This is a genomic window from Flavobacterium magnesitis, assembly GCF_041729735.1.
Classification (GTDB): Bacteria; Bacteroidota; Bacteroidia; order Flavobacteriales; family Flavobacteriaceae; genus Flavobacterium; species Flavobacterium magnesitis.
In genome coordinates, this window is sequence record NZ_JBCFQK010000001.1 from 57,289 (window position 1) to 76,789 (window position 19,501).

The following is a 19,501-nucleotide window of genomic DNA, read 5'->3' on the forward strand; positions in this document are numbered from 1 at the left end:
TCTTAGATATTGTTGTAAAAATCAATTGTTTCTCCTTCTTGTACTTGTACAATTGCTTTTTTGTAAGCATTTGTCTTTCCACTGATTAAACCACTTTTAGTGTATTTTGTAGTTCTATCCGGTCTTACGTTAATGGTATTAACACTCAAAACAGTTACTCCATAAGCAGCTTCTACAGCTTTCTTAATTTCAACTTTGTTTGCTTTTTTGTTAACAACAAATCCGAAGCGGTTTAAAACTTCACTTTCTTTGGTTACTTTTTCCGTTACTATAGGTTTAATTATGATACTCATATCCTATTATTTACTTAAATTTTCTTCAATTACCTCCAAAGAACTCTCCAAAAGCACTAAATTATTAGCATTTAAAATAGCATAAGTACTTAATTCTAAACTACTTACAACGCTAGCTGCTTTTAAATTGCGTGACGACAAATATACATTTTTATTGGTATCACCCAACACAAATAATGATTTTTTATTTTCTAACTCTAAAGCTTTCAAAACGTTAATGAAATTTTTAGTGTTTGGTGTTTCAAAATTAAAGTCTTCAAGAACAATTATGTTTGACTCTTTTGCTTTAATTGAGAAAGCAGATTTTCTCGCCAATCTTTTCAAGTTTTTATTCAATTTGAATGAATAACTTCTTGGTCTTGGTCCAAAAACTGTTCCACCACCTTTAAACAATGGATTCTTTGCACTACCCGCACGAGCAGTACCAGTTCCTTTTTGTTTTTTTATCTTACGAGTACTTCCCGCCACTTCAGCTCTTTCTTTAGCTTTGTGCGTTCCTTGTCTTTGATTAGCAAGATATTGCTTTACATCAAGATATACTGCATGATTGTTTGGTTCTATACCAAATACTGAATCAGAAAGTTGAACTTTTCTTCCAGTATCTTTTCCGTTGAAATCTAATACTTTTGCTTCCATTACTTCTGAATGATTACATAAGAGTTGTTATGACCAGGAACACATCCTTTAATAACAAGTAGGTTCTTATCAGCCACTACTTTTAAAACTCTAAGGTTTTGAACTTTTACATTATCTCCTCCCATTCTTCCAGCCATACGCATCCCTTTGAATACTCTAGATGGATAAGAAGAAGCTCCCACAGAACCTGGCGCTCTTAAACGGTTATGTTGACCATGAGTTGCTTGACCAACACCACCAAAACCGTGACGTTTAACAACACCTTGAAAACCTTTACCTTTAGATACACCTTGTACATCTACAAATTCTCCTTCAGCAAAAATAGAAACATCAATAAGATCTCCTAATTTTTGTTCAGTTGCAAATTCCTTGAATTCAACGACTTTTTTCTTAGCAACAGTTCCCGCTTTTTTAAAGTGACCTAAAGCCGCTTTTGTGGAATGTTTCTCGTTTTTGTCATCGAAACCAAGTTGCAACGCTTCGTACCCGTCAACACCTTTGGTTCTGACTTGGGTAACAACACATGGACCTGCCTCAATAACAGTACAAGGAATATTCTTCCCGTTCTCATCAAAAAGACTAGTCATGCCGATTTTTCTACCAATTAACCCAGACATAAATATTAATTATTAATTATTAAATATAAAAACAGAACACATTCGTTTAAGTGAAGCTGTTTTTTAAAGTGGTGCAAAAGTATAACTTATTTACACACAATCCAAAAAAACTTTTCACTTAAACAAAGTGCTCTAATTTACTCTTGAAAAAAAACTTAAACTTTAATTTCTACTTCAACTCCACTAGGTAATTCTAATTTCATTAAAGCATCGATAGTTTTAGATGAAGATGAATAAATATCAATTAATCTCTTATATGACATTACTTCAAATTGCTCTCTTGCTTTTTTGTTTACGTGCGGAGAACGCAATACTGTAAACAATTTTTTGTGAGTTGGCAAAGGAATTGGCCCTGTTACCACTGCTCCGGTAGTCTTAACCGTTTTTACAATCTTTTCAGCAGACTTATCTACCAACATGTGATCGTAAGATTTTAATTTTATTCTGATTTTTTGACTCATTTTCTTAAAGATTAAGCGTTTCCTTTTGCTTTTTTGATTACTGCTTCTGAAATATTAGAAGGCGTCTCTGCATAATGAGAGAATTCCATTGTAGAAGTTGCTCTACCAGAAGATAATGTTCTTAATGTTGTAACATAACCAAACATTTCTGATAAAGGCACATCAGCCTTAATAGTTTTAGCACCATTTCTATCTCCCATGTCATTCACCTGACCTCTACGACGGTTGATATCACCTACGATATCTCCCATGTTTTCTTCTGGCGTAATAACTTCCATTTTCATGATTGGCTCAAGAATTACAGCTCCAGCGGCTTTAGCCACTTCTCTATAACCCATTCTAGCTGCTAATTCAAAAGAAAGCGCATCAGAATCCACCGGGTGGAAAGATCCATCTAACAAAGTTACTTTCAAACTATCTACTTGGTATCCTGCTAAAGGACCAGTTTTCATAGCCTCACGGAAACCTTTTTCAACAGAAGGAATATATTCTTTTGGTACGTTACCACCTTTTACAGCATTAATAAACTGCAATCCAACCGGAACCTTACCATCAACTTCATCTGCTGGCTCAAGTAAAAATACGATATCACCGAATTTACCACGACCACCCGATTGTTTTTTGTAAGTTTCTCTGTGTTGAGCAGATTTTGTAAATGCTTCTTTGTATTCAACTTGAGGCTCACCTTGATTTACTTCAACTTTGAATTCACGTTTCATTCTATCAACTAAGATATCTAAGTGAAGCTCACCCATACCAGAGATAATAGTTTGTCCTGAAGCCTCATCAGTTCTAACTGTAAATGTAGGATCTTCTTCAGCTAATTTAGCTAAAGCCATACCCATTTTATCTACGTCAGCTTTAGTTTTAGGCTCAATAGCAATACCAATTACCGGTGCAGGGAATTTCATAGACTCAAGAATAATTGGGTGTTTTTCATCACACAATGTATCTCCAGTTTTAATATCTTTAAATCCAACAGCAGCTCCAATATCTCCAGCTTCGATATAATCGATTGGATTTTGTTTATTAGCGTGCATTTGGTAGATACGAGAAATTCTTTCTTTATTTCCTGAACGAGTATTCAAAACATAAGAACCAGCATCCAATCTTCCTGAATAAGCACGGAAGAAAGCCAAACGACCTACGAATGGATCAGTAGCAATCTTAAATGCTAAAGCAGCGAAAGGCTCTTTCACATCTGGCTTACGCAAGATTTGAGTTTGATCTTCCTCTAACAATTCAGCATCATCAGGATGAATACCTGTAATACCTTCTTTATCCATTGGAGATGGCAAGTATTTACATACCGCATCTAACATGAACTGAACTCCTTTGTTTTTGAAAGAAGAACCAGCAATCATAGGAATAATCGCCATATCCATAGTTGCAGCTCTTAACGCTTTATTGATTTCGTCTTCAGTGATAGAATCCGGATCTTCCATGTATTTATCAAGCAAGTTCTCATCATAATCAGCAACTGCCTCAATAAGGATATCTCTGTATTCTTTCACTTCATCAACCATATCCGCAGGGATATCAATAATATCAAAAGTAGCTCCCTGAGTAGCATCATGCCAAACAATAGCTTGATTTTTAACCAAATCAACAACACCTCTGAAATCATTTTCTTCACCAATTGGCAAAGTAATCGCAACAGCGTTTGATTTCAACATATCTCTTACTTGTTGACAAACTGCCAAAAAGTTAGATCCTTGACGGTCCATTTTATTTACGAATCCCATACGAGGAACTCTATATTGATCAGCAAGCCTCCAGTTAGTTTCTGATTGTGGCTCAACACCATCAACAGCAGAAAACAAGAAAACCAAACCATCCAATACACGTAAAGAACGGTTTACCTCTACAGTAAAGTCAACGTGCCCAGGAGTATCAATAATATTAAAGTGATATGGCAATGTTTCTGGCAAAGCCTTACCTTGCTCAGTTGGAAAATTCCATTCACAAGTTGTAGCAGCAGAAGTAATAGTAATACCTCTTTCTTGCTCTTGCGCCATCCAGTCCATTGTTGCAGCACCATCGTGTACTTCACCAATTTTATGTGATTTACCTGTGTAAAAAAGAATACGCTCTGTTGTTGTTGTTTTACCAGCATCAATATGAGCAGCAATTCCTATATTTCTTGTATATTTTAAGTCTCTAGCCATTTCTTACGAATTAAAATCTAAAGTGAGAGAAAGCTTTATTAGCTTCTGCCATTTTGTGAGTATCCATTCTTTTCTTAACAGCCGCACCTTCTTCTTTAGCCGCAGCTAAACATTCTGAAGCTAACCTTTGTGCCATTGACTTTTCATTTCTTCTTCTAGAATAAAGTATCAACCACTTCATTGCCATAGAAATTTTTCTGTCTGGACGAATTTGCATTGGAATTTGAAATGTAGCTCCACCCACTCTACGACTACGTACTTCTACGTGAGGCATAACATTTGTTAAAGCATCTTTCCAAATTTCTAACGAAGTTTTCTCGTCATTTTGCTTTTTAGATTCAATGATGTCAATAGCATCATAAAAAACTTTAAAAGCTGTAGATTTTTTACCATCCCACATTAAGTTGTTCACAAAACGCGTTACCAGTTGATCATTAAATCTTGGATCTGGTAAAAGTGGTCTCTTTTTTGCCGCTCTTTTTCTCATGTCTTTTTTTTAATAAAAAGTTATGGGCCATCCGCTAAATGTTATGTGTTACAGATCTCTACTTTACGTTTCAACCTCAACTCTCAACTCCTAACCTCTAACTCTTAACGTTTTAAATTACTTTTTTGCTTCTTTTGGGCGTTTAGCACCATACTTAGATCTTCTTTGCGTTCTTCCTGCTACTCCTGACGTATCAAGCGCACCACGAACGATGTGGTATCTAACTCCTGGTAAATCTTTTACCCTTCCACCCCTAACTAATACTATCGAGTGCTCTTGTAAATTGTGTCCTTCTCCAGGGATGTAAGCATTCACTTCATTACCATTTGTCAAACGTACACGCGCTACTTTACGCATTGCAGAGTTTGGTTTTTTTGGTGTAGTAGTGTAAACACGCGTACAAACCCCTCTTCTTTGAGGACAAGAATCTAAAGCAACCGATTTACTCTTCTTAGTTATCTGAGTTCTTCCTGTTCTTACTAATTGTTGAATTGTTGGCATAATTAATACTAAAAATTATTATGTAAATTTAATTCCCGCTTTTTACGGGGTTGCAAATGTATAAATTATTTTTTACTCTACAAATGTTAATTCATTAATTTTCAACAACATCATAAACACCTAACAATAACTAAAAAAACAATAACATTATTATAACATTTAATTAAAATAAAGTATTATTTATAACAAATTCTCAAAAAGACCATCCAAACAAAAAATCCACAAACATCCATTAGGATATTTAACAATTTTTTAAGAATTTTGCTATTAGAAAGCCCAAATTGATAATCAATGAAACTAAAATCCAACACACTATTATCTCTAATCTTACTGATAATAACTCATCTTTCTTATTCACAGGAAAGAACAGTAACAGGAGTTGTCTCAGACAATTCAGGTCTACCCTTACCAGGTGTTAGCGTTTTAATAAAAGGAACGCAATCTAGCACTCAAACAGATATTGATGGAAAATATAGCATCAAAGCAACAGCAACTGAAACGTTGATTTTTTCTTTCATTGGGATGTCATCTCAAGAATTCAAAGCAATTTCAACAAAAATTAATGTTAAAATGTTGGAAAGCGCTCAAAGTTTAGACGAAGTCCTAGTTGTAGCTTATGGCACTCAGAAAAAAGAGGCAATTACAGGATCAATTAGTGTTATAAAATCGGATAAAATAGAAAACGCAACTTTCTCTAATGTTGCTCAAAGTTTAGAGGGTTTAGTCTCTGGTTTAAGAATAACACAAGCTGACGGTAACCCAGGAGCAGATCCAATTATCAGAATTAGAGGGTTTGGATCAATAAATGCTGATAGCTCTCCTTTAATTGTTTTAGATGGAGTACCTTATTCAGGAAGTTTAAGTAGTATAAATCCTCAGGATATTGAGTCAACTACTGTTTTGAAAGACGCATCTTCTACCTCATTGTATGGCAATAAGGCATCAAATGGCGTTTTATTGATTACAACAAAGAAGGGGAAAAGAAATAATAAGCCTCAAATAAACTTTGATACTAGGTATGGAATAACACAAAGAGGTTCAAAAGAATATAATATCATTAAGAATCCTAAAGATTTTTATGAAGCCTATCATAGTGTATTAACCAACTCTGAATATTATAGGCAAAATACCGATGGAACTCCAATTACTTTACAACAGGCGAGACAGTTTGCTAGTGATAATTTGATTGATAGATTAGGCTACAATGTTTATAATGTTGCTGATAATGCATTGGTTGATCCAATTACTGGCAGACTTAATAGTTCTGCAAATTTATTAGTAAATGACAGTTGGGAAGATGTGCTATTCAGGGATTCAGCAAACTTTACTTCAACAAACTTAAATATCTCTGGTGGCAATCAAGATATAGATTATTACTTCTCTTTAGGGAATGAAGAAAATAATGGCTACACGGTAAGGAGTAACTTTAAAAGAAGTACCGCAAGACTAAAAGTAAATGCTGCTAATATTGTAAAAGTAATTTCTTTGAGTGGTGATATATCTTACGCTAAATCTAATAGCCAGGCAATACCGGCTACTTTTACTCCAACAGATGGCACTCCATCAACAAATTTTGCTAATGCTTTCGGATGGACAAGAAGAATTGCACCGATATTTCCAGTTTATCAATACGATGCCAACTGGAATCCAATAGTTAACAATAATAATCCCGGTGGATTTGCCTATGATTTTGGGTTCGCACAAGATTTTGGTGGTGGAATAGTAAGAGGCCCTAGAAATTATGCCCCCGGCGAACATCCACTCGCGGTTATAGAAAATACGCAGGAAACAAATGCTAAAGATAATTTTAATGCTGCATTTAGAACCAAGGTAGATTTGCCTTTTGACTTAAAATTTGAATATGTAATGAATTACCTTGTAGAAGTTGATCAAAATACTGACTTTACCAAACCAGGTGCAGGTGCATTTGCATTGGCTCAAAATGGACTTTTAACAAACACTAAAGATAATTATTCTGCGTTTACCAACCAACAACTACTAACATGGAAAAAAGATTTTGGAATACATGAAGTAGACTTTCTTCTTGGTCATGAAACTTATGAAGAGAATTTTAACACATTGAGTTTGACTAAGTACAATATAATTGGAAATTTTAGCCCTGTATTAGACAACACATCTGTTTACATAGGCGCGAGTAATTATAACACAAAATATGTAACTGAGGGTTATTTCTCTAGATTTGTTTACGGATTAGACAACAAATATTATTTGAATTTGTCGGGGAGATACGATGCCTCTTCTGTGTTCCATCCTGATGCACGATGGGGAGCTTTTTGGTCAGCAGGTGGTTCTTGGATAATGAGCAAAGAAAAGTTCATGAATGATTCTAAAATTATAAATTATGCTAAATTATCAGTAAACTATGGAACTACTGGTAATGACCGAATTTTATATCCAGACGGATTTCAGACAAGAAACTTTACTGTGTATGAAAACCAATATGAGATAAGTGAAAACAATGGCCAATTAACCCAAACTTTAAAATATTTAGGAAATAAAGATATCACTTGGGAAAAAGCAGCAAGTTTTGACATCGCATATAACATGAGTTTATTTAATAGGTTGAACGTTAATTTAGGCTATTTTAGAAAAACCTCAAAAGATCTTTTGTTTAACATTCCTATACCACTTTCAACTGGACAAGCGACCAGTCCTCAAAACTTTGGTACAATGGTAAATAGTGGCATTGAAACCGAAATATCTTGGAATGCAGTGAAAAGAGAAAAAACTAACTTAACCTTTAATGCCAACCTATCCACACTTAACAATGTAATTAAAGAACTCCCAAGAGACAATATACAGGTTGGTAGCTTTAGAAGAACTGTTGGAAGAAGCATTTATGACTATTACATGGTAAGGTCTGCAGGTGTTAACCCTGAAAATGGGAATGCACAATACTTCACAAAAGATGATACTACAGGTGAAGAAATCATAACCGAAGATTATGCAAGTGCTGTCACATCTGGAAGGGAATTTCTGAACAAACAAGCAATACCCGATTTTACTGGTGGTTTTGGAGCAGACTTACAGTTAGGAAATTTTTCTTTAGGCCTTCAATTTGCTTATCAAGTAGGCGGTTATGGATTGGATAACGAGTATTTCGCACTACTAGGTGCCACTCAAAACATTACTAATTTTCCAGATTATCATAAAACATGGACTATCGAAAATACAACAGCAAGCTTACCTAGAGTAGATCCGTTATCCCCTAATCAATATAGAATTTCTGACATGTATCTTGTAGACCAAAGCTATTTAAGCTTATCTAATATTAATTTAGGGTATCTGTTAAAAAATGATGCTTTAAGAAGAAACCATATTGAAAGTGTTAAAATTTACGGAATTGTAAATAATGGATTTTTATTATACAGTGCAAGACAGGGATACGATCCTCGTCTTAGTCTGGTTGGTTCGTCTTCAAGTGAATATGGGGCGAACAGAACAATTGCACTTGGAATCAATGTTAAATTAAATTAAAAAATACCATGAAAAAAATTGAAAAATATCCGTATAAAAGAATAATCAATTATATGTTCTTGATATTAATTTTGTCTAATTTAGCATCATGTACCGATTTAGATCAGGAATTTGACAAACAGGAATTATTTACAGATTCACACGCTACAGCAGTTATAAATTCTGGTAGTACACAAGGTTTAAAGGCTCTAGATGGCGCTATTTTAGCCTATTTTAGAGATGGTGAATCTAGTGAGGATGAATTTGGAATTAAAGCTGTTGATCTTGGAATGGATTTACGAAGTAATGATATGGACATGAGTCGTAATACATGGTTTGGCTTCTATAATAATTACGACAACGTTATCTTAACTTCTAATGACAATGAATTTATTTGGAAATTCTTCTACAAAATTATTAACAATTCTAATGCTATTATCAATTTAGTTCCACCTACAGCACCAGAAGAAAGTTTGGTTTTCAAATATAAATCACACGCATACAGAGCTATAGCATATTTTTATTTATTAAGAATATATCAGCACACAACATCAGATGATTCGACATTAGCTATTCCTATAGATAAAGGGGATTTTGTGGGCCAGCCTAAATCAAGTATTAACGAAGTTAAAAAGCTGATCCTTGATGATTTAAATGTAGCATATGAAGGCTTAGAATCATACCAAAGAGCATCAAAAGAAGAAGTTGATGCAAACGTGGTAGCCGCATTTTTAGCAAGATACCATTTAACGTACAAAAATTGGGGAGAAGCCGAAAAATACTCAGATATTGCTATGCAAGTTGGAAGCATCAGTGATGATGTCCTTCACGGATTCGACGACATTTCTCTTTCTGAAGTTTTATGGGGAGCAGATGTAACACCAGCCACATCTGAAACATATGCTTCTTTCTTTGCTCATTCCAGTCCTATAAATGACGGTTATAATGGTTGGGATCATATTAAAACGATTAATTCTAATTTATATGATTTTATACCATCTACAGACAAAAGAAAAAAATGGTTTGCTGATCAACTTTATCCAGCCAATACCGTTATAATTCCTGGCACATGGGCTCATTACGCTGCAATTCCAAAATATACAAGCTTAAAGTTTATAGCAGAGCCAGGCCCAGGTGAGTTTATTGGCGATTACATTTATTTGAGAAATACAGAATTTTATCTAACAAAAGCTGAAGCTCTAGCTAGACAAAATAAAAATACTGAAGCTCAGCAGGTATTATTTGATTTAAACACTATTAGAGATGATAGCTATGTTAAATCTAGTAAAACTGGACAAGCTCTTATAGATGAAATTTTGATGTATAGAAGAGTTGAATTATGGGGTGATGGGGTAGCTTCTTTTGATATGGCAAGAAATGGCATTGGTTTGAACAGAAAAGACGGCAGATTAAACCCTGTTATGCCTGGTGCTGATTTAGTGATTCCCGCATTAGATACAAGAATGATTTACGCTATACCATTATCAGAAATTGATGCTAATCCAAACATAAATAATTAAAAAAATAAAATGGAAAAATAGCTCTTTATGACTTTATGCATCCATTTACTTAAATAAAATTAAAACACTCTAAAAACCGCTCAGAATTTGAGCGGTTTTTTTTATATATTTGCGCCATGGAAAAAGAACATCAAATATTCGGGATTAGAGCCATTATTGAAGCAATTCAAGCGGGTTCAACAATAGACAAAGTTTATATTCAAAAAGAAGCCTCTGGCGAATTGATGAAAGACTTAATGAAAGTCATGAAACGTGCTAATGTAAATTTCTCGTATGTTCCTGTTGAAAAACTAAACAAACTTACTCCTAATAACCATCAAGGTGCAGTAGCTACCATCTCTCCTATTTCCTTTTTTGATTTAGAAGCTTTGATAGAAACCGTAGTTGAAAACGGAAAAAAACCATTATTTTTAGTACTTGACCAAATTTCTGATGCCCGTAATTTTGGCGCTATTATCAGAACTGCCGAATGTACTGGAGTAAATGGAATCATTATCCAAAAATCAGGATCAGCTCCTGTAAATGGCGATACGGTTAAAACATCGGCTGGTGCAGTTTTTAATATTCCGATTTGTAAAGTAGAGCATATTAAAGATGCTATTTTTCTTTTGCAAGGAAGCGGAATCAAAACCGTTGCGGCTACTGAAAAAACAGACGATACGATTTACAACGTTAATCTAAATGAAGGGGTTGCAATTATCATGGGTTCTGAAGATCGTGGAGTAAATCCATCCGTTTTAAAAATTGTAGACAAAAAAGCTAAACTTCCAATGTTTGGAACCATAGGTTCTTTGAACGTATCTGTAGCTTGTGGCGCTTTTTTATATGAAGTGGTAAGACAAAGAAGCTAAAGATTTTAGAACGCAGAATTTAGATTTCAGATTTCAGAAAATATAAAAACGAATTAAGACTCAGGTTTTGATTCGTTTTTTTCGTTTGTTACAATATCATAATTAACATCAAAATTAGATGAATAATAAGACTGTATTTCCTCTTCAGTATCAATTACGGATAGATTTACAAAATTGCCATTTTCATCAAATCGCTGCATGAATTTATCTTCCGCTGGATTATAATCTGGCATTTCCCATTCGTATTTTGGTACTTTTTTAAACTCAGGCGTTTGATACAATAGAGCCAAAACAAAACCAGTAATAAAACCTGCCAAATGTCCTTCCCAAGAAATTTTATCATCTACTTTTGGAAAAACATACCAAATCATTCCACCGTAAACTGTAATTATTGCCAAAGACAAAGCCACTAAACGATAATATTGAGTCATAATTCCTTTAAAGAAAATAAACGCAAACAACACATAAATTAATCCACTGGCACCAATATGGTAACTTTCTCTTCCAATCATCCAGGTTAAAATCCCTGAAAACAAAATACCATAACCAACAACTTGGATGGATTGTTTCGAATAAAAAAACTGTAAAGCAGCCAGCAAAACTAAAAGCGGAATGGAATTATTATAAAGATGGTTCAAATTAGAATGAATAAAAGGACTAAAAATTACACCTTGCAATCCTGAAAAAGTGCGAGGATAAATCCCGTTTTCTACGAAATCAAAATGAAAACGAATTTCTATCCAATACACAAACCACAGGAATAACACAAAAAAAAGTGGAAGCCCTATAACCGCATTTGTAAATTTGAAATCTTTGTCCATTTTATTACTTTAAAACAGTACAATCAATTATGTAACCAAATACAATATAATGCTATTTTGTCATAAAGTTAAATCGGTAATTGGGATATTTGTTGATTTGATAGTTATAAAATCCTAAATTTGATTTCAGATTTAAAAAAATGGAAGCACCACTAGCAGAACGCATACGCCCGCAAAAATTAGACGAATACATCAGTCAATCGCATTTGGTTGGTCCCAACGGATCTTTGACGCAACAAATTGCCAAAGGAATTATTCCGTCATTAATATTTTGGGGACCACCGGGAACAGGAAAAACGACTTTAGCTCAAATTATTGCGCAGGAATCGCAACGTCCATTTTTTATCTTAAGCGCCATCAATTCGGGCGTGAAAGACATTCGCGATGTAATTGAAAAAGCCAAACAAAGTGGCGGACTTTTCACTGCCAAAAATCCAATTTTGTTTATTGATGAGATTCATCGTTTTAGCAAATCACAACAGGATTCCTTATTGGCAGCAGTCGAAAAAGGTTGGATTACACTCATTGGTGCTACAACCGAAAACCCTAGTTTTGAAGTTATTCCCGCACTACTTTCGCGTTGTCAGGTTTATACTTTGAATGCTTTTACCAAAGCAGATTTAGAATCTCTTTTAGCTAGAGCCATGAAAACGGATACTTATTTGCAAACTAAGAATATCCAATTAGAAGAAACTGAAGCGCTATTGCGACTTTCAGGCGGTGATGGACGCAAACTATTGAATATTTTCGAATTGGTCGTAAATGCATCGGCTGAAGACGAAATTGTCATTACAAACAATCGTGTGCTTGAATTGGTGCAACAAAATACGGTGTTGTATGACAAAAGTGGCGAACAACATTATGACATTATTTCGGCTTTTATCAAATCCATTCGCGGAAGCGATCCTAATGGCGCTGTTTATTGGCTAGCCCGAATGATTGAAGGTGGTGAAGATGTAAAATTTATTGCCCGAAGATTGCTTATCTCGGCTAGTGAAGATATTGGAAATGCTAATCCTACTGCCTTAATTATGGCTAACAATACGTTTCAGGCAGTAACCACTATTGGTTATCCAGAAAGCCGAATTTTACTGAGTCAATGCGCTATTTATTTAGCAACTTCACCTAAAAGCAATGCTTCGTATATGGCAATTAATACGGCACAGCAAATTGTAAAACAAACAGGGGATTTATCAGTTCCAATCCATTTACGCAATGCACCAACTAAGTTGATGAAAGAATTAGGTTATGGAGAAAATTATAAATATTCGCACGAATATGCTAATAATTTTGCCGAACAAGAATATTTACCCAAGGAAATAGAAAACACACCAATTTATGTTCCGGGAAATAATTCAAGAGAAAATTCGACTCGTGAATTTCTTAAAAACCGTTGGAAAGACAAATATGGTTATTGAAGAAGTTGGAAGCAGGGAGTTAGAAGTTAGAAGTAAAAAAACAGATTCCAGATTAGATGATTAACATTCTTAATCTGAAATCTGAAATCTGAAATCTGAAATCTGAAATCTGAACTAAAACTTAACGTTTACTTTTTCGGAAACTAATTGATCGTTTTGATAATATTCAAAAAACCATTGGTTTTCTTTTTTAATCAATACTCCTTGTTGACTTCCTTTTTGAGCTAGGAAAGAATTAGCATCTGAAGTTTTAAAAAGCTTCATTATCACAGTTGGTTTACTATCAATAAGCTGATAATTTCCTCCCGCCAATGGTTGTGCAAAAAGCAATTCATTTGGATCAATAGCCTTATTTATTACAACTTCAGTTGTAGCCACAGCTGTAGCTGGCACTGATTGTTTTACTTCTTCAACTTTTGCGGGCTTTTCAGCCATTGCAACATTTGTTCCGCCGTTGTATTGGTATTCTAATTCATAAATGGATGCAAATGCTTTATTTAAAGCATCTGTATAAGCCAATTGAAATTCTTTTTCTCTACTCACTCCAACTTCTGACTGGTATACAATTTTACCAAAACAATCTTTAAAAGTGATGTACAGTTTTGTTGTTAAAAACCCACTATCTTTCACAACATCATAATTCAAAACAGCACATCTGTCAATGGTACTTGGGACAACCTGATTAGAATAATATACATCAAAACCTACTTTGTTCAAATTAAATTTAGAAAGTGTAGCTAATCTATATTGATTTTCTGATTTTAAGAATTCAAATTTTAAAGGCACGACTACCGTTTTATAGTCGTTCAAAGATTGCGCAATACCCAAACTGGAAACGAGCAATAAAAAAAATAAAAATAGTTTTTTCATGGTTATAAATAGTTTTTAAGTTCTAATAAATGATTGATTTGTTTAATATTATTATTGGCTACAGCCAATTTACTTTCGTTAAAATAAATAGCGTCAATTCCTGCATCTAATGCGCCTAAAACATCTGCTTCTATTGAATCGCCAATCATTATACTTGTTTCTTTTTTGGCTTTAGCCAAATCTAAAGCAAATTCAAAGATAATAGGATTCGGCTTTTTAACTCCTGCCATTTCTGAATTTGTAATTGTCGAAAAATAAGGATTTAAATTAGCATTGGTAAGTTTCTTGACTTGGACATGAGCAAAACCATTGGTAATAACATGCAACTTATATTTACCCATTAAGTAATCTAAAATCTCAAAAGTGCCATCAAAAAGATGATTATTTTCAGTCAACAAATCAATGTATTCTTGTGAAATAAGATCAATTTCTGGATCTGAAATTTCATAATTTATAGCATCAAAAGACAATTTCAATCTATCGTAACGCAATTGCTGATGTGTTATTTTATCATACTGATACAATTTCCAGCAAGATTGATTAATTGGAATATACTTTTCAATAAACAAATCAATACTAACTGACGGATGCTTATTAGCAAAAATACTTTCAAAAGTAATTTTAGAATTTTTATCAAAATCCCAAAGGGTATGATCTAAATCAAAAAAAACATCTTTTATATTATCAATTCTCATTTCTACTTTTTAAAAAATCCCTTCATCCACAAAACTAAAATATTTTGTCTCTGTTACAATCAAATGATCCAAAACTTTAACATCTAAACTATCACCTGCAACTTTTAATTTCTTGGTAATTTGTTTATCGGCATCGCTTGGAACCAAAGTCCCCGACGGATGATTGTGACATAATATTAAAGCGGTTGCACCTTTTTCGAGCGCCATTTTAAAAACCAAACGCACATCTACAATTGTTCCCGTAATTCCACCAATACTCATTTGTACTTTCGAAATGACTTTGTTGGAATTATTCAAATACAAAATCCAAAATTCCTCATGCGGCAATTCGCCAATAATGGGTTGCATAATTTCAAAAACCGTCTTACTTGAAGTGATTTTAGTTAATTCGACGGCTTCCTCTGCTCTTCTTCGCCTTCCCAACTCCATTGCAGCAATTATCGAAATCGCCTTTGCCTCGCCTATTCCCTTAAACTCCATCAATTGCGCCATTGACAATTTGCCCAGACTATTCAAATTATGAGCTACACTGGCTAAAATCCTTTTACTCAAATCAACCGCCGATTCGTTCCTGCTTCCTGAACCAATCAAAATAGCAATTAACTCGGCATCACTTAAAGCACTTTTGCCTTTGAACATTAATTTCTCTCTCGGCTTATCGTCTTCGGACCAATTGGTAATGGGGAAATTAGTTTGTTCCACTGAATTTATTTATAAATAATTATACTACAAAAGTAAAAGTAACGTTATTTTGATTAAAGATAAAAAAATATGAAGTCAATTTATTTATTCTTATTTATAATTTCGTTTATAACGAACGAATCCAAAGCACAACTTCAAACTGCCAGCAAACCATTTGCCACCAAACTATCCGATGCAGCCCTTGCTATTATTGACCCAAACATAATTTATGATCCTTCTTATTTTGGTATAAAATATCCAAATGGCGATATTCCTAAAAACAAAGGAGTTTGTACCGATGTTATTATTCGAGCGTATCGAAAATTGGGTATTGATTTACAAAAAGAAGTACACGAAGATATGAAATCTCATTTTTCGAAATATCCCAATTTAAAAAAATGGCGAATGACAAAAACGGATACTAATATTGACCATCGTAGAGTTCCCAATCTTGAAGTTTTCTTTGAAAGAAAAGGAACAAAATTAGCCGTTTCAAAAAACGCAAGCGATTATAAAACTGGAGAAATCGTGACTTGGCTGATTAACAATAAACTTCCTCATATTGGCATTGTAACCAATCGAAAATCAAAAGATGGCAAACGAAACCTGATTGTTCACAATGTAGGAAATGGACAAGTTTTAGAAGATTGTTTATTCAGCTACACCATTGTTGGACATTTTAAATATGTAAAATAAAAAGCATCCATTTTGAAATTGAAATGGATGCTTTTTTGTTTTTACCCAATCAACCCTTTTACCTCATCAAAATTCAATCCGCCATAATTTCCTGAACTCATTAATAATAAAGCGGAATTATCCAGATTTAAATTGAAAAGATATTCTTTGAACTCAGCAGGATTAGTATAAATAATCAAATCTTCACGATTGAAGGCTTTGGCAATTTGCTCATAAGTTACTTCTTCTAATTGTTTAATTTTTACCGCATCAGGCGAATAAAAAACCACTGCTGTATCTGCATAAGCTAATGCACCTTCATATTCTTTTAGGAATTCAGCATTCAAACTGCTATAAGTATGCAATTCTAAACAAGCCACTACCGTTCTATCTGGATATTGTTCTTTAACCGCTTTTGTGGTTGCTGAAACCTTAGATGGCGAATGGGCAAAATCTTTATAAGCTACTTTTGTTTTGCTTTCAGCAATTTTTTCCAAACGTTTTGAAGCGCCTTTAAAACTCGCAATTGCTTCGTAAAAATCAGCTTCATCCACACCCATATTTTGGCAAATCCATTTGGCTCCAGCCAAATTATTCAAATTATGCGCTCCAAAAACGGTAATTGGCATATCGCCTTCGGGAGTTTCTAATAAGGTTGTTCCGTTATCTACTTTATAATTTGGTGTATGATAGGCTATTTTTCGAATCGGATTTGTTGCTGCTTCGGCAACACGTTTTACTTCTGAATCATTTTCGTTGTAAACTAAAATTCCACCATTGGTGATTTTATCAATAAAAATCTCAAACTGCTCCACATAGTTTTCATACGTTGGAAACACATTAATATGATCCCAGGCAATTCCAGAAATCAAAGCGATATTGGGTTGATACAAATGAAATTTTGGTCGTCTGTCAATTGGCGAAGACAAATATTCATCACCTTCTAAAACCATAAAATCATTCTCTTCGGTAAGATGCACCATGGTATCAAAACCTTCTAATTGTGCCCCAACCATATAATCTACTTCAATATCATGGTAATGCATAACGTGCAAAATCATAGAAGTAATAGTTGTTTTTCCATGAGAACCACCAATAACTACACGAGTTTTATTTTTTGATTGCTCGTATAAAAACTCAGGATAAGAATAAATTTTCAAACCTAATTCCTGTGCTTTTAACAACTCAGGATTGTCAGCTTTTGCGTGCATTCCTAAAATTACAGCTTCAATATCTGCAGTGATTTTTTCAGGAAACCATCCTAGTTCAGCTGGTAAAATTCCTTTTTTATCTAAACGGGATTTTGAAGGTTCAAAAATAGCATCATCGCTTCCTGTAACCTGATATCCTTTATTGTGGAGTGCTAAAGCCAAATTGTGCATAGCGCTTCCGCCAATGGCAATAAAATGTGTTTTCATATTTAGATATTCGCTTGTGCGTAAGTTTTATTTTCCTTAATTAATTTTCGTTTTTCTTTTTAAATTCTTCTAAAACCGCTTGTGCCTTTTCGGGCGATTTCATTTTATTGGCGTACAAATTAGCCAACTTTTGATAGGTTTTTTTCGAATTTCCCACAGTAATTGCTTTTTTATAAAGTTGCTCTGCCTTTGTATATCTTTTAAAATATTCTTCAATATGCCCTCGGGACAAATAGCCATCAACGGATGAAATTTGCAACAATTCGTTAGAATATTTTATCGCTTTTTTTTCACTTCCACCTAAAATTCCCGGCAATTGAAGGTTCAATTCTATCAAAGCCCATCTGGCTTCAATGTGTTTTGGATTTAATTGAATTGCTTTTTCGAAATTGCTTCGCACTTCATCAATCATCCCTAATGCTTTGAATCTATTGACCTCTAAAGCTTTCATTCCTAAAACACCACCGTATTTAAAATAAAAATCGGCTTCAGAAGGTTTTATTTTTTTTAATTTTCCGTAATACGATAAGGCTTCATCCCAGTCTTTAGTGCGTCCTGCAATGTCTCCTAAATATTCCATGATTTTTATATTGGATGGATTTTTTTTCAACAGTGCTTCAAATACAGGCTTGGCTTGTTCAAATTTTCCATCATCAAATAACTGTTGGGCCTTCTCCAGATTTACCTGAGAAAAAACCAATATTGGAAATAAAAAAAATACTAGTAGGAAGTGTTTCATTTTCCAAAAATAAGGAAATTAAAAAGGATTATAAAAACTTTATGTCTTATAATAAGCATAAATAATAACCTAATAGAAATCTTAAAACAACCTTATAATAACATCTCAGATATACTTTCGTATAATGAAAATTTGGAAACATGAAAATATTCTATGCCATTCAGGCAACAGGAAATGGGCACATTAGTAGAGCAACACAATTGTATCCTTATCTACAAAAATTTGGGACTGTCGATTTCTTTTTAAGCGGAAACAATGCTACTCTAGACATCAAATTACCTATAAAATTCAAGAGCAAAGGTTGTAGTTTGCATTACAGCAAATGTGGCGGATTAAATTATTGGGACATTGCCAAAAACATCAAACCTCGCCAAATTTACAAAGATGCCGATGCACTTCCGTTAAAAAATTATGATGTTATCATCAATGATTTTGATTCCATTACTTCTCTTGCTTGCAAAATGCAAAAAGTACATTCGGTGCAATTAGGACATCAGGCGAGTTTTATTTCGACCAATACTCCAAGACCAGAGAAAAAGAGTTTAATGGGCGAAATGATTCTGAAACATTATGCGCCATCTCCTAAAAATATTGGCTTACATTTTGAAAAATACGATTCTTTTATTCTTCCTCCCATCATCAAAGACGAGATTGTTCAAGCTGAACCCACCAACTTAAAACACATCACCGTTTATTTGCCTTCATTCGACAAAGACTGTCTTGAAAAAGCGTTTAACAAAGTAAAAGATGTGCAATTTCACTGGTTTTTACAAGGAGTAGAGTTCAAACATACCATTGGGAATATTACTTATTTTCCAGTGAATCAGAAAAAATTCAACGAGAGCTTAATTACTTGTGAAGGCATCATCACGGGCGGTGGTTTTGAAACTCCAGCCGAAGCCTTACATTTAGAGAAAAAAATACTTTCTATTCCTATAAAAAATCATTACGAACAAGAATGCAATGCAGCTGCCTTAAAAAAAATGGGAGTTCCAGTGGTTTATGAAGCAGGAAAAAATTTCGAAACCATTATAGAAAACTGGCTCAATCAGGATATTATCTATCCAAAAATGCAAGCCAACAACATTCCTGAAACTTTACAATTTTTGTTTGATACATATAAACAATGAGAGAAAATTTCGATTGTTTTTTTAACTATTAATGATTTGTAAT

At 33.9% G+C, this 19,501-nt stretch carries 19 protein-coding genes; 6 read left to right on the plus strand and 13 right to left on the minus strand.

Annotation, left to right across the window (positions count from 1 at the left end; translation table 11 throughout):
• Positions 1 to 2: 2 nt before the first annotated feature.
• From rplW to rpsL, 7 genes are all read right to left on the minus strand, one after another.
• Positions 3 to 293 (minus strand): 50S ribosomal protein L23, encoded by a 291-nt coding sequence (gene rplW / locus AAGV33_RS00335; RefSeq protein ID WP_161644179.1) that lies wholly within the window; start codon positions 291 to 293, stop codon positions 3 to 5.
• A 6-nt stretch (positions 294 to 299) separates the two neighbouring features.
• Positions 300 to 929, minus strand: a complete 630-nt coding sequence (gene rplD / locus AAGV33_RS00340; protein ID WP_373389914.1) for a 50S ribosomal protein L4 — start codon at positions 927 to 929, stop codon at positions 300 to 302.
• Positions 929 to 1,546: a 50S ribosomal protein L3 gene (rplC, locus tag AAGV33_RS00345; protein WP_373389915.1), complete on the minus strand. Its 618-nt coding sequence runs from the start codon at positions 1,544 to 1,546 to the stop codon at positions 929 to 931. The genes rplD and rplC overlap by 1 nt, the downstream gene beginning before the upstream one ends.
• A 155-nt stretch (positions 1,547 to 1,701) precedes the next feature.
• Complete coding sequence (rpsJ, locus tag AAGV33_RS00350; RefSeq protein WP_007803605.1) at positions 1,702 to 2,007, minus strand: 30S ribosomal protein S10; 306 nt, start codon at positions 2,005 to 2,007, stop codon at positions 1,702 to 1,704.
• 11 nt (positions 2,008 to 2,018) lie between these two features.
• A complete protein-coding gene (gene fusA / locus AAGV33_RS00355; protein ID WP_373389916.1) occupies positions 2,019 to 4,175 on the minus strand; it encodes an elongation factor G in 2,157 nt (718 codons plus the stop codon).
• Between the two features lie 10 nt (positions 4,176 to 4,185).
• Entirely contained in the window at positions 4,186 to 4,662 is a 477-nt protein-coding gene (gene rpsG / locus AAGV33_RS00360) for a 30S ribosomal protein S7 (RefSeq protein ID WP_017495022.1), read from the minus strand.
• A gap of 117 nt (positions 4,663 to 4,779) precedes the next feature.
• Positions 4,780 to 5,163, minus strand: a complete 384-nt coding sequence (gene rpsL / locus AAGV33_RS00365; RefSeq protein WP_007136570.1) for a 30S ribosomal protein S12 — start codon at positions 5,161 to 5,163, stop codon at positions 4,780 to 4,782.
• Between the two features lie 291 nt (positions 5,164 to 5,454).
• On the opposite strand from rpsL, the gene AAGV33_RS00370 reads away from it, so the two are divergent.
• The 3 genes from AAGV33_RS00370 (at position 5,455) to rlmB (ending at position 11,011) form a co-directional block, all read left to right on the plus strand.
• Entirely contained in the window at positions 5,455 to 8,661 is a 3,207-nt protein-coding gene (locus AAGV33_RS00370; RefSeq protein ID WP_373389917.1) for a SusC/RagA family TonB-linked outer membrane protein, read from the plus strand.
• An 8-nt stretch (positions 8,662 to 8,669) separates the two neighbouring features.
• The gene (locus AAGV33_RS00375) at positions 8,670 to 10,160 is read left to right on the plus strand and encodes a RagB/SusD family nutrient uptake outer membrane protein (RefSeq protein ID WP_373389918.1); all 1,491 of its coding nucleotides are present in this window, start codon (positions 8,670 to 8,672) and stop codon (positions 10,158 to 10,160) included.
• Between the two features lie 116 nt (positions 10,161 to 10,276).
• Positions 10,277 to 11,011 carry a 23S rRNA (guanosine(2251)-2'-O)-methyltransferase RlmB gene (gene rlmB / locus AAGV33_RS00380; RefSeq protein WP_373389919.1) on the plus strand — a complete coding sequence of 245 codons (735 nt, stop codon included), beginning with the start codon at positions 10,277 to 10,279 and terminating at the stop codon, positions 11,009 to 11,011.
• Between the two features lie 53 nt (positions 11,012 to 11,064).
• Here rlmB and AAGV33_RS00385 read toward each other — a convergent pair whose 3' ends face one another.
• Complete coding sequence (locus tag AAGV33_RS00385) at positions 11,065 to 11,832, minus strand: rhomboid family intramembrane serine protease (RefSeq protein ID WP_373389920.1); 768 nt, start codon at positions 11,830 to 11,832, stop codon at positions 11,065 to 11,067.
• Between the two features lie 140 nt (positions 11,833 to 11,972).
• On the opposite strand from AAGV33_RS00385, the gene AAGV33_RS00390 reads away from it, so the two are divergent.
• Positions 11,973 to 13,250: a replication-associated recombination protein A gene (locus tag AAGV33_RS00390; RefSeq protein ID WP_373389921.1), complete on the plus strand. Its 1,278-nt coding sequence runs from the start codon at positions 11,973 to 11,975 to the stop codon at positions 13,248 to 13,250.
• Between the two features lie 114 nt (positions 13,251 to 13,364).
• Here the strand turns inward: AAGV33_RS00390 and AAGV33_RS00395 are convergent, their stop codons facing one another.
• From AAGV33_RS00395 to radC, 3 genes are read right to left on the minus strand one after another with little or no spacing between them, the layout of a single operon-like run.
• Entirely contained in the window at positions 13,365 to 14,120 is a 756-nt protein-coding gene (locus AAGV33_RS00395) for a hypothetical protein (protein ID WP_373389922.1), read from the minus strand.
• 2 nt (positions 14,121 to 14,122) lie between these two features.
• Positions 14,123 to 14,815, minus strand: a complete 693-nt coding sequence (locus AAGV33_RS00400) for a YjjG family noncanonical pyrimidine nucleotidase (protein ID WP_373389923.1) — start codon at positions 14,813 to 14,815, stop codon at positions 14,123 to 14,125.
• A gap of 9 nt (positions 14,816 to 14,824) precedes the next feature.
• On the minus strand, positions 14,825 to 15,517 hold the full coding sequence (gene radC / locus AAGV33_RS00405; RefSeq protein WP_373389924.1) for a RadC family protein: 693 nt from the start codon (positions 15,515 to 15,517) through the stop codon (positions 14,825 to 14,827).
• A gap of 69 nt (positions 15,518 to 15,586) precedes the next feature.
• Between radC and AAGV33_RS00410 the strand changes: the two genes are divergently transcribed.
• Complete coding sequence (locus AAGV33_RS00410) at positions 15,587 to 16,192, plus strand: DUF1287 domain-containing protein (protein ID WP_373389925.1); 606 nt, start codon at positions 15,587 to 15,589, stop codon at positions 16,190 to 16,192.
• A gap of 41 nt (positions 16,193 to 16,233) precedes the next feature.
• Here AAGV33_RS00410 and AAGV33_RS00415 read toward each other — a convergent pair whose 3' ends face one another.
• Positions 16,234 to 17,589 (minus strand): UDP-N-acetylmuramate--L-alanine ligase, encoded by a 1,356-nt coding sequence (locus tag AAGV33_RS00415; RefSeq protein ID WP_373389927.1) that lies wholly within the window; start codon positions 17,587 to 17,589, stop codon positions 16,234 to 16,236.
• 40 nt (positions 17,590 to 17,629) lie between these two features.
• Positions 17,630 to 18,328 carry a tetratricopeptide repeat protein gene (locus AAGV33_RS00420; protein ID WP_373389928.1) on the minus strand — a complete coding sequence of 233 codons (699 nt, stop codon included), beginning with the start codon at positions 18,326 to 18,328 and terminating at the stop codon, positions 17,630 to 17,632.
• A gap of 140 nt (positions 18,329 to 18,468) precedes the next feature.
• Here AAGV33_RS00420 and AAGV33_RS00425 point away from each other — a divergent pair, with 140 nt between their 5' ends.
• Positions 18,469 to 19,458 (plus strand): glycosyltransferase family protein, encoded by a 990-nt coding sequence (locus AAGV33_RS00425; RefSeq protein ID WP_373389929.1) that lies wholly within the window; start codon positions 18,469 to 18,471, stop codon positions 19,456 to 19,458.
• The last annotated feature ends 43 nt before the right edge of the window (positions 19,459 to 19,501 follow it).

Excerpts from the sequence above, each read along its gene's own strand:
- AAGV33_RS00420 (WP_373389928.1), bottom strand. The coding sequence starts at position 18,328 with ATGAAACACTTCCTACTAGTATTTTTTTTATTTCCAATATTGGTTTTT.
- rpsL (WP_007136570.1), bottom strand. The coding sequence starts at position 5,163 with ATGCCAACAATTCAACAATTAGTAAGAACAGGAAGAACTCAGATAACT.
- AAGV33_RS00370 (WP_373389917.1), top strand. The coding sequence starts at position 5,455 with ATGAAACTAAAATCCAACACACTATTATCTCTAATCTTACTGATAATA.
- AAGV33_RS00385 (WP_373389920.1), bottom strand. The coding sequence starts at position 11,832 with ATGGACAAAGATTTCAAATTTACAAATGCGGTTATAGGGCTTCCACTT.
- rlmB (WP_373389919.1), top strand. The coding sequence starts at position 10,277 with ATGGAAAAAGAACATCAAATATTCGGGATTAGAGCCATTATTGAAGCA.
- AAGV33_RS00375 (WP_373389918.1), top strand. The coding sequence starts at position 8,670 with ATGAAAAAAATTGAAAAATATCCGTATAAAAGAATAATCAATTATATG.
- rplD (WP_373389914.1), bottom strand. The coding sequence starts at position 929 with ATGGAAGCAAAAGTATTAGATTTCAACGGAAAAGATACTGGAAGAAAA.
- rplW (WP_161644179.1), bottom strand. The coding sequence starts at position 293 with ATGAGTATCATAATTAAACCTATAGTAACGGAAAAAGTAACCAAAGAA.
- rpsJ (WP_007803605.1), bottom strand. The coding sequence starts at position 2,007 with ATGAGTCAAAAAATCAGAATAAAATTAAAATCTTACGATCACATGTTG.
- AAGV33_RS00395 (WP_373389922.1), bottom strand. The coding sequence starts at position 14,120 with ATGAAAAAACTATTTTTATTTTTTTTATTGCTCGTTTCCAGTTTGGGT.
- AAGV33_RS00390 (WP_373389921.1), top strand. The coding sequence starts at position 11,973 with ATGGAAGCACCACTAGCAGAACGCATACGCCCGCAAAAATTAGACGAA.
- AAGV33_RS00425 (WP_373389929.1), top strand. The coding sequence starts at position 18,469 with ATGAAAATATTCTATGCCATTCAGGCAACAGGAAATGGGCACATTAGT.
- rpsG (WP_017495022.1), bottom strand. The coding sequence starts at position 4,662 with ATGAGAAAAAGAGCGGCAAAAAAGAGACCACTTTTACCAGATCCAAGA.
- rplC (WP_373389915.1), bottom strand. The coding sequence starts at position 1,546 with ATGTCTGGGTTAATTGGTAGAAAAATCGGCATGACTAGTCTTTTTGAT.
- AAGV33_RS00410 (WP_373389925.1), top strand. The coding sequence starts at position 15,587 with ATGAAGTCAATTTATTTATTCTTATTTATAATTTCGTTTATAACGAAC.
- AAGV33_RS00415 (WP_373389927.1), bottom strand. The coding sequence starts at position 17,589 with ATGAAAACACATTTTATTGCCATTGGCGGAAGCGCTATGCACAATTTG.
- fusA (WP_373389916.1), bottom strand. The coding sequence starts at position 4,175 with ATGGCTAGAGACTTAAAATATACAAGAAATATAGGAATTGCTGCTCAT.
- AAGV33_RS00400 (WP_373389923.1), bottom strand. The coding sequence starts at position 14,815 with ATGAGAATTGATAATATAAAAGATGTTTTTTTTGATTTAGATCATACC.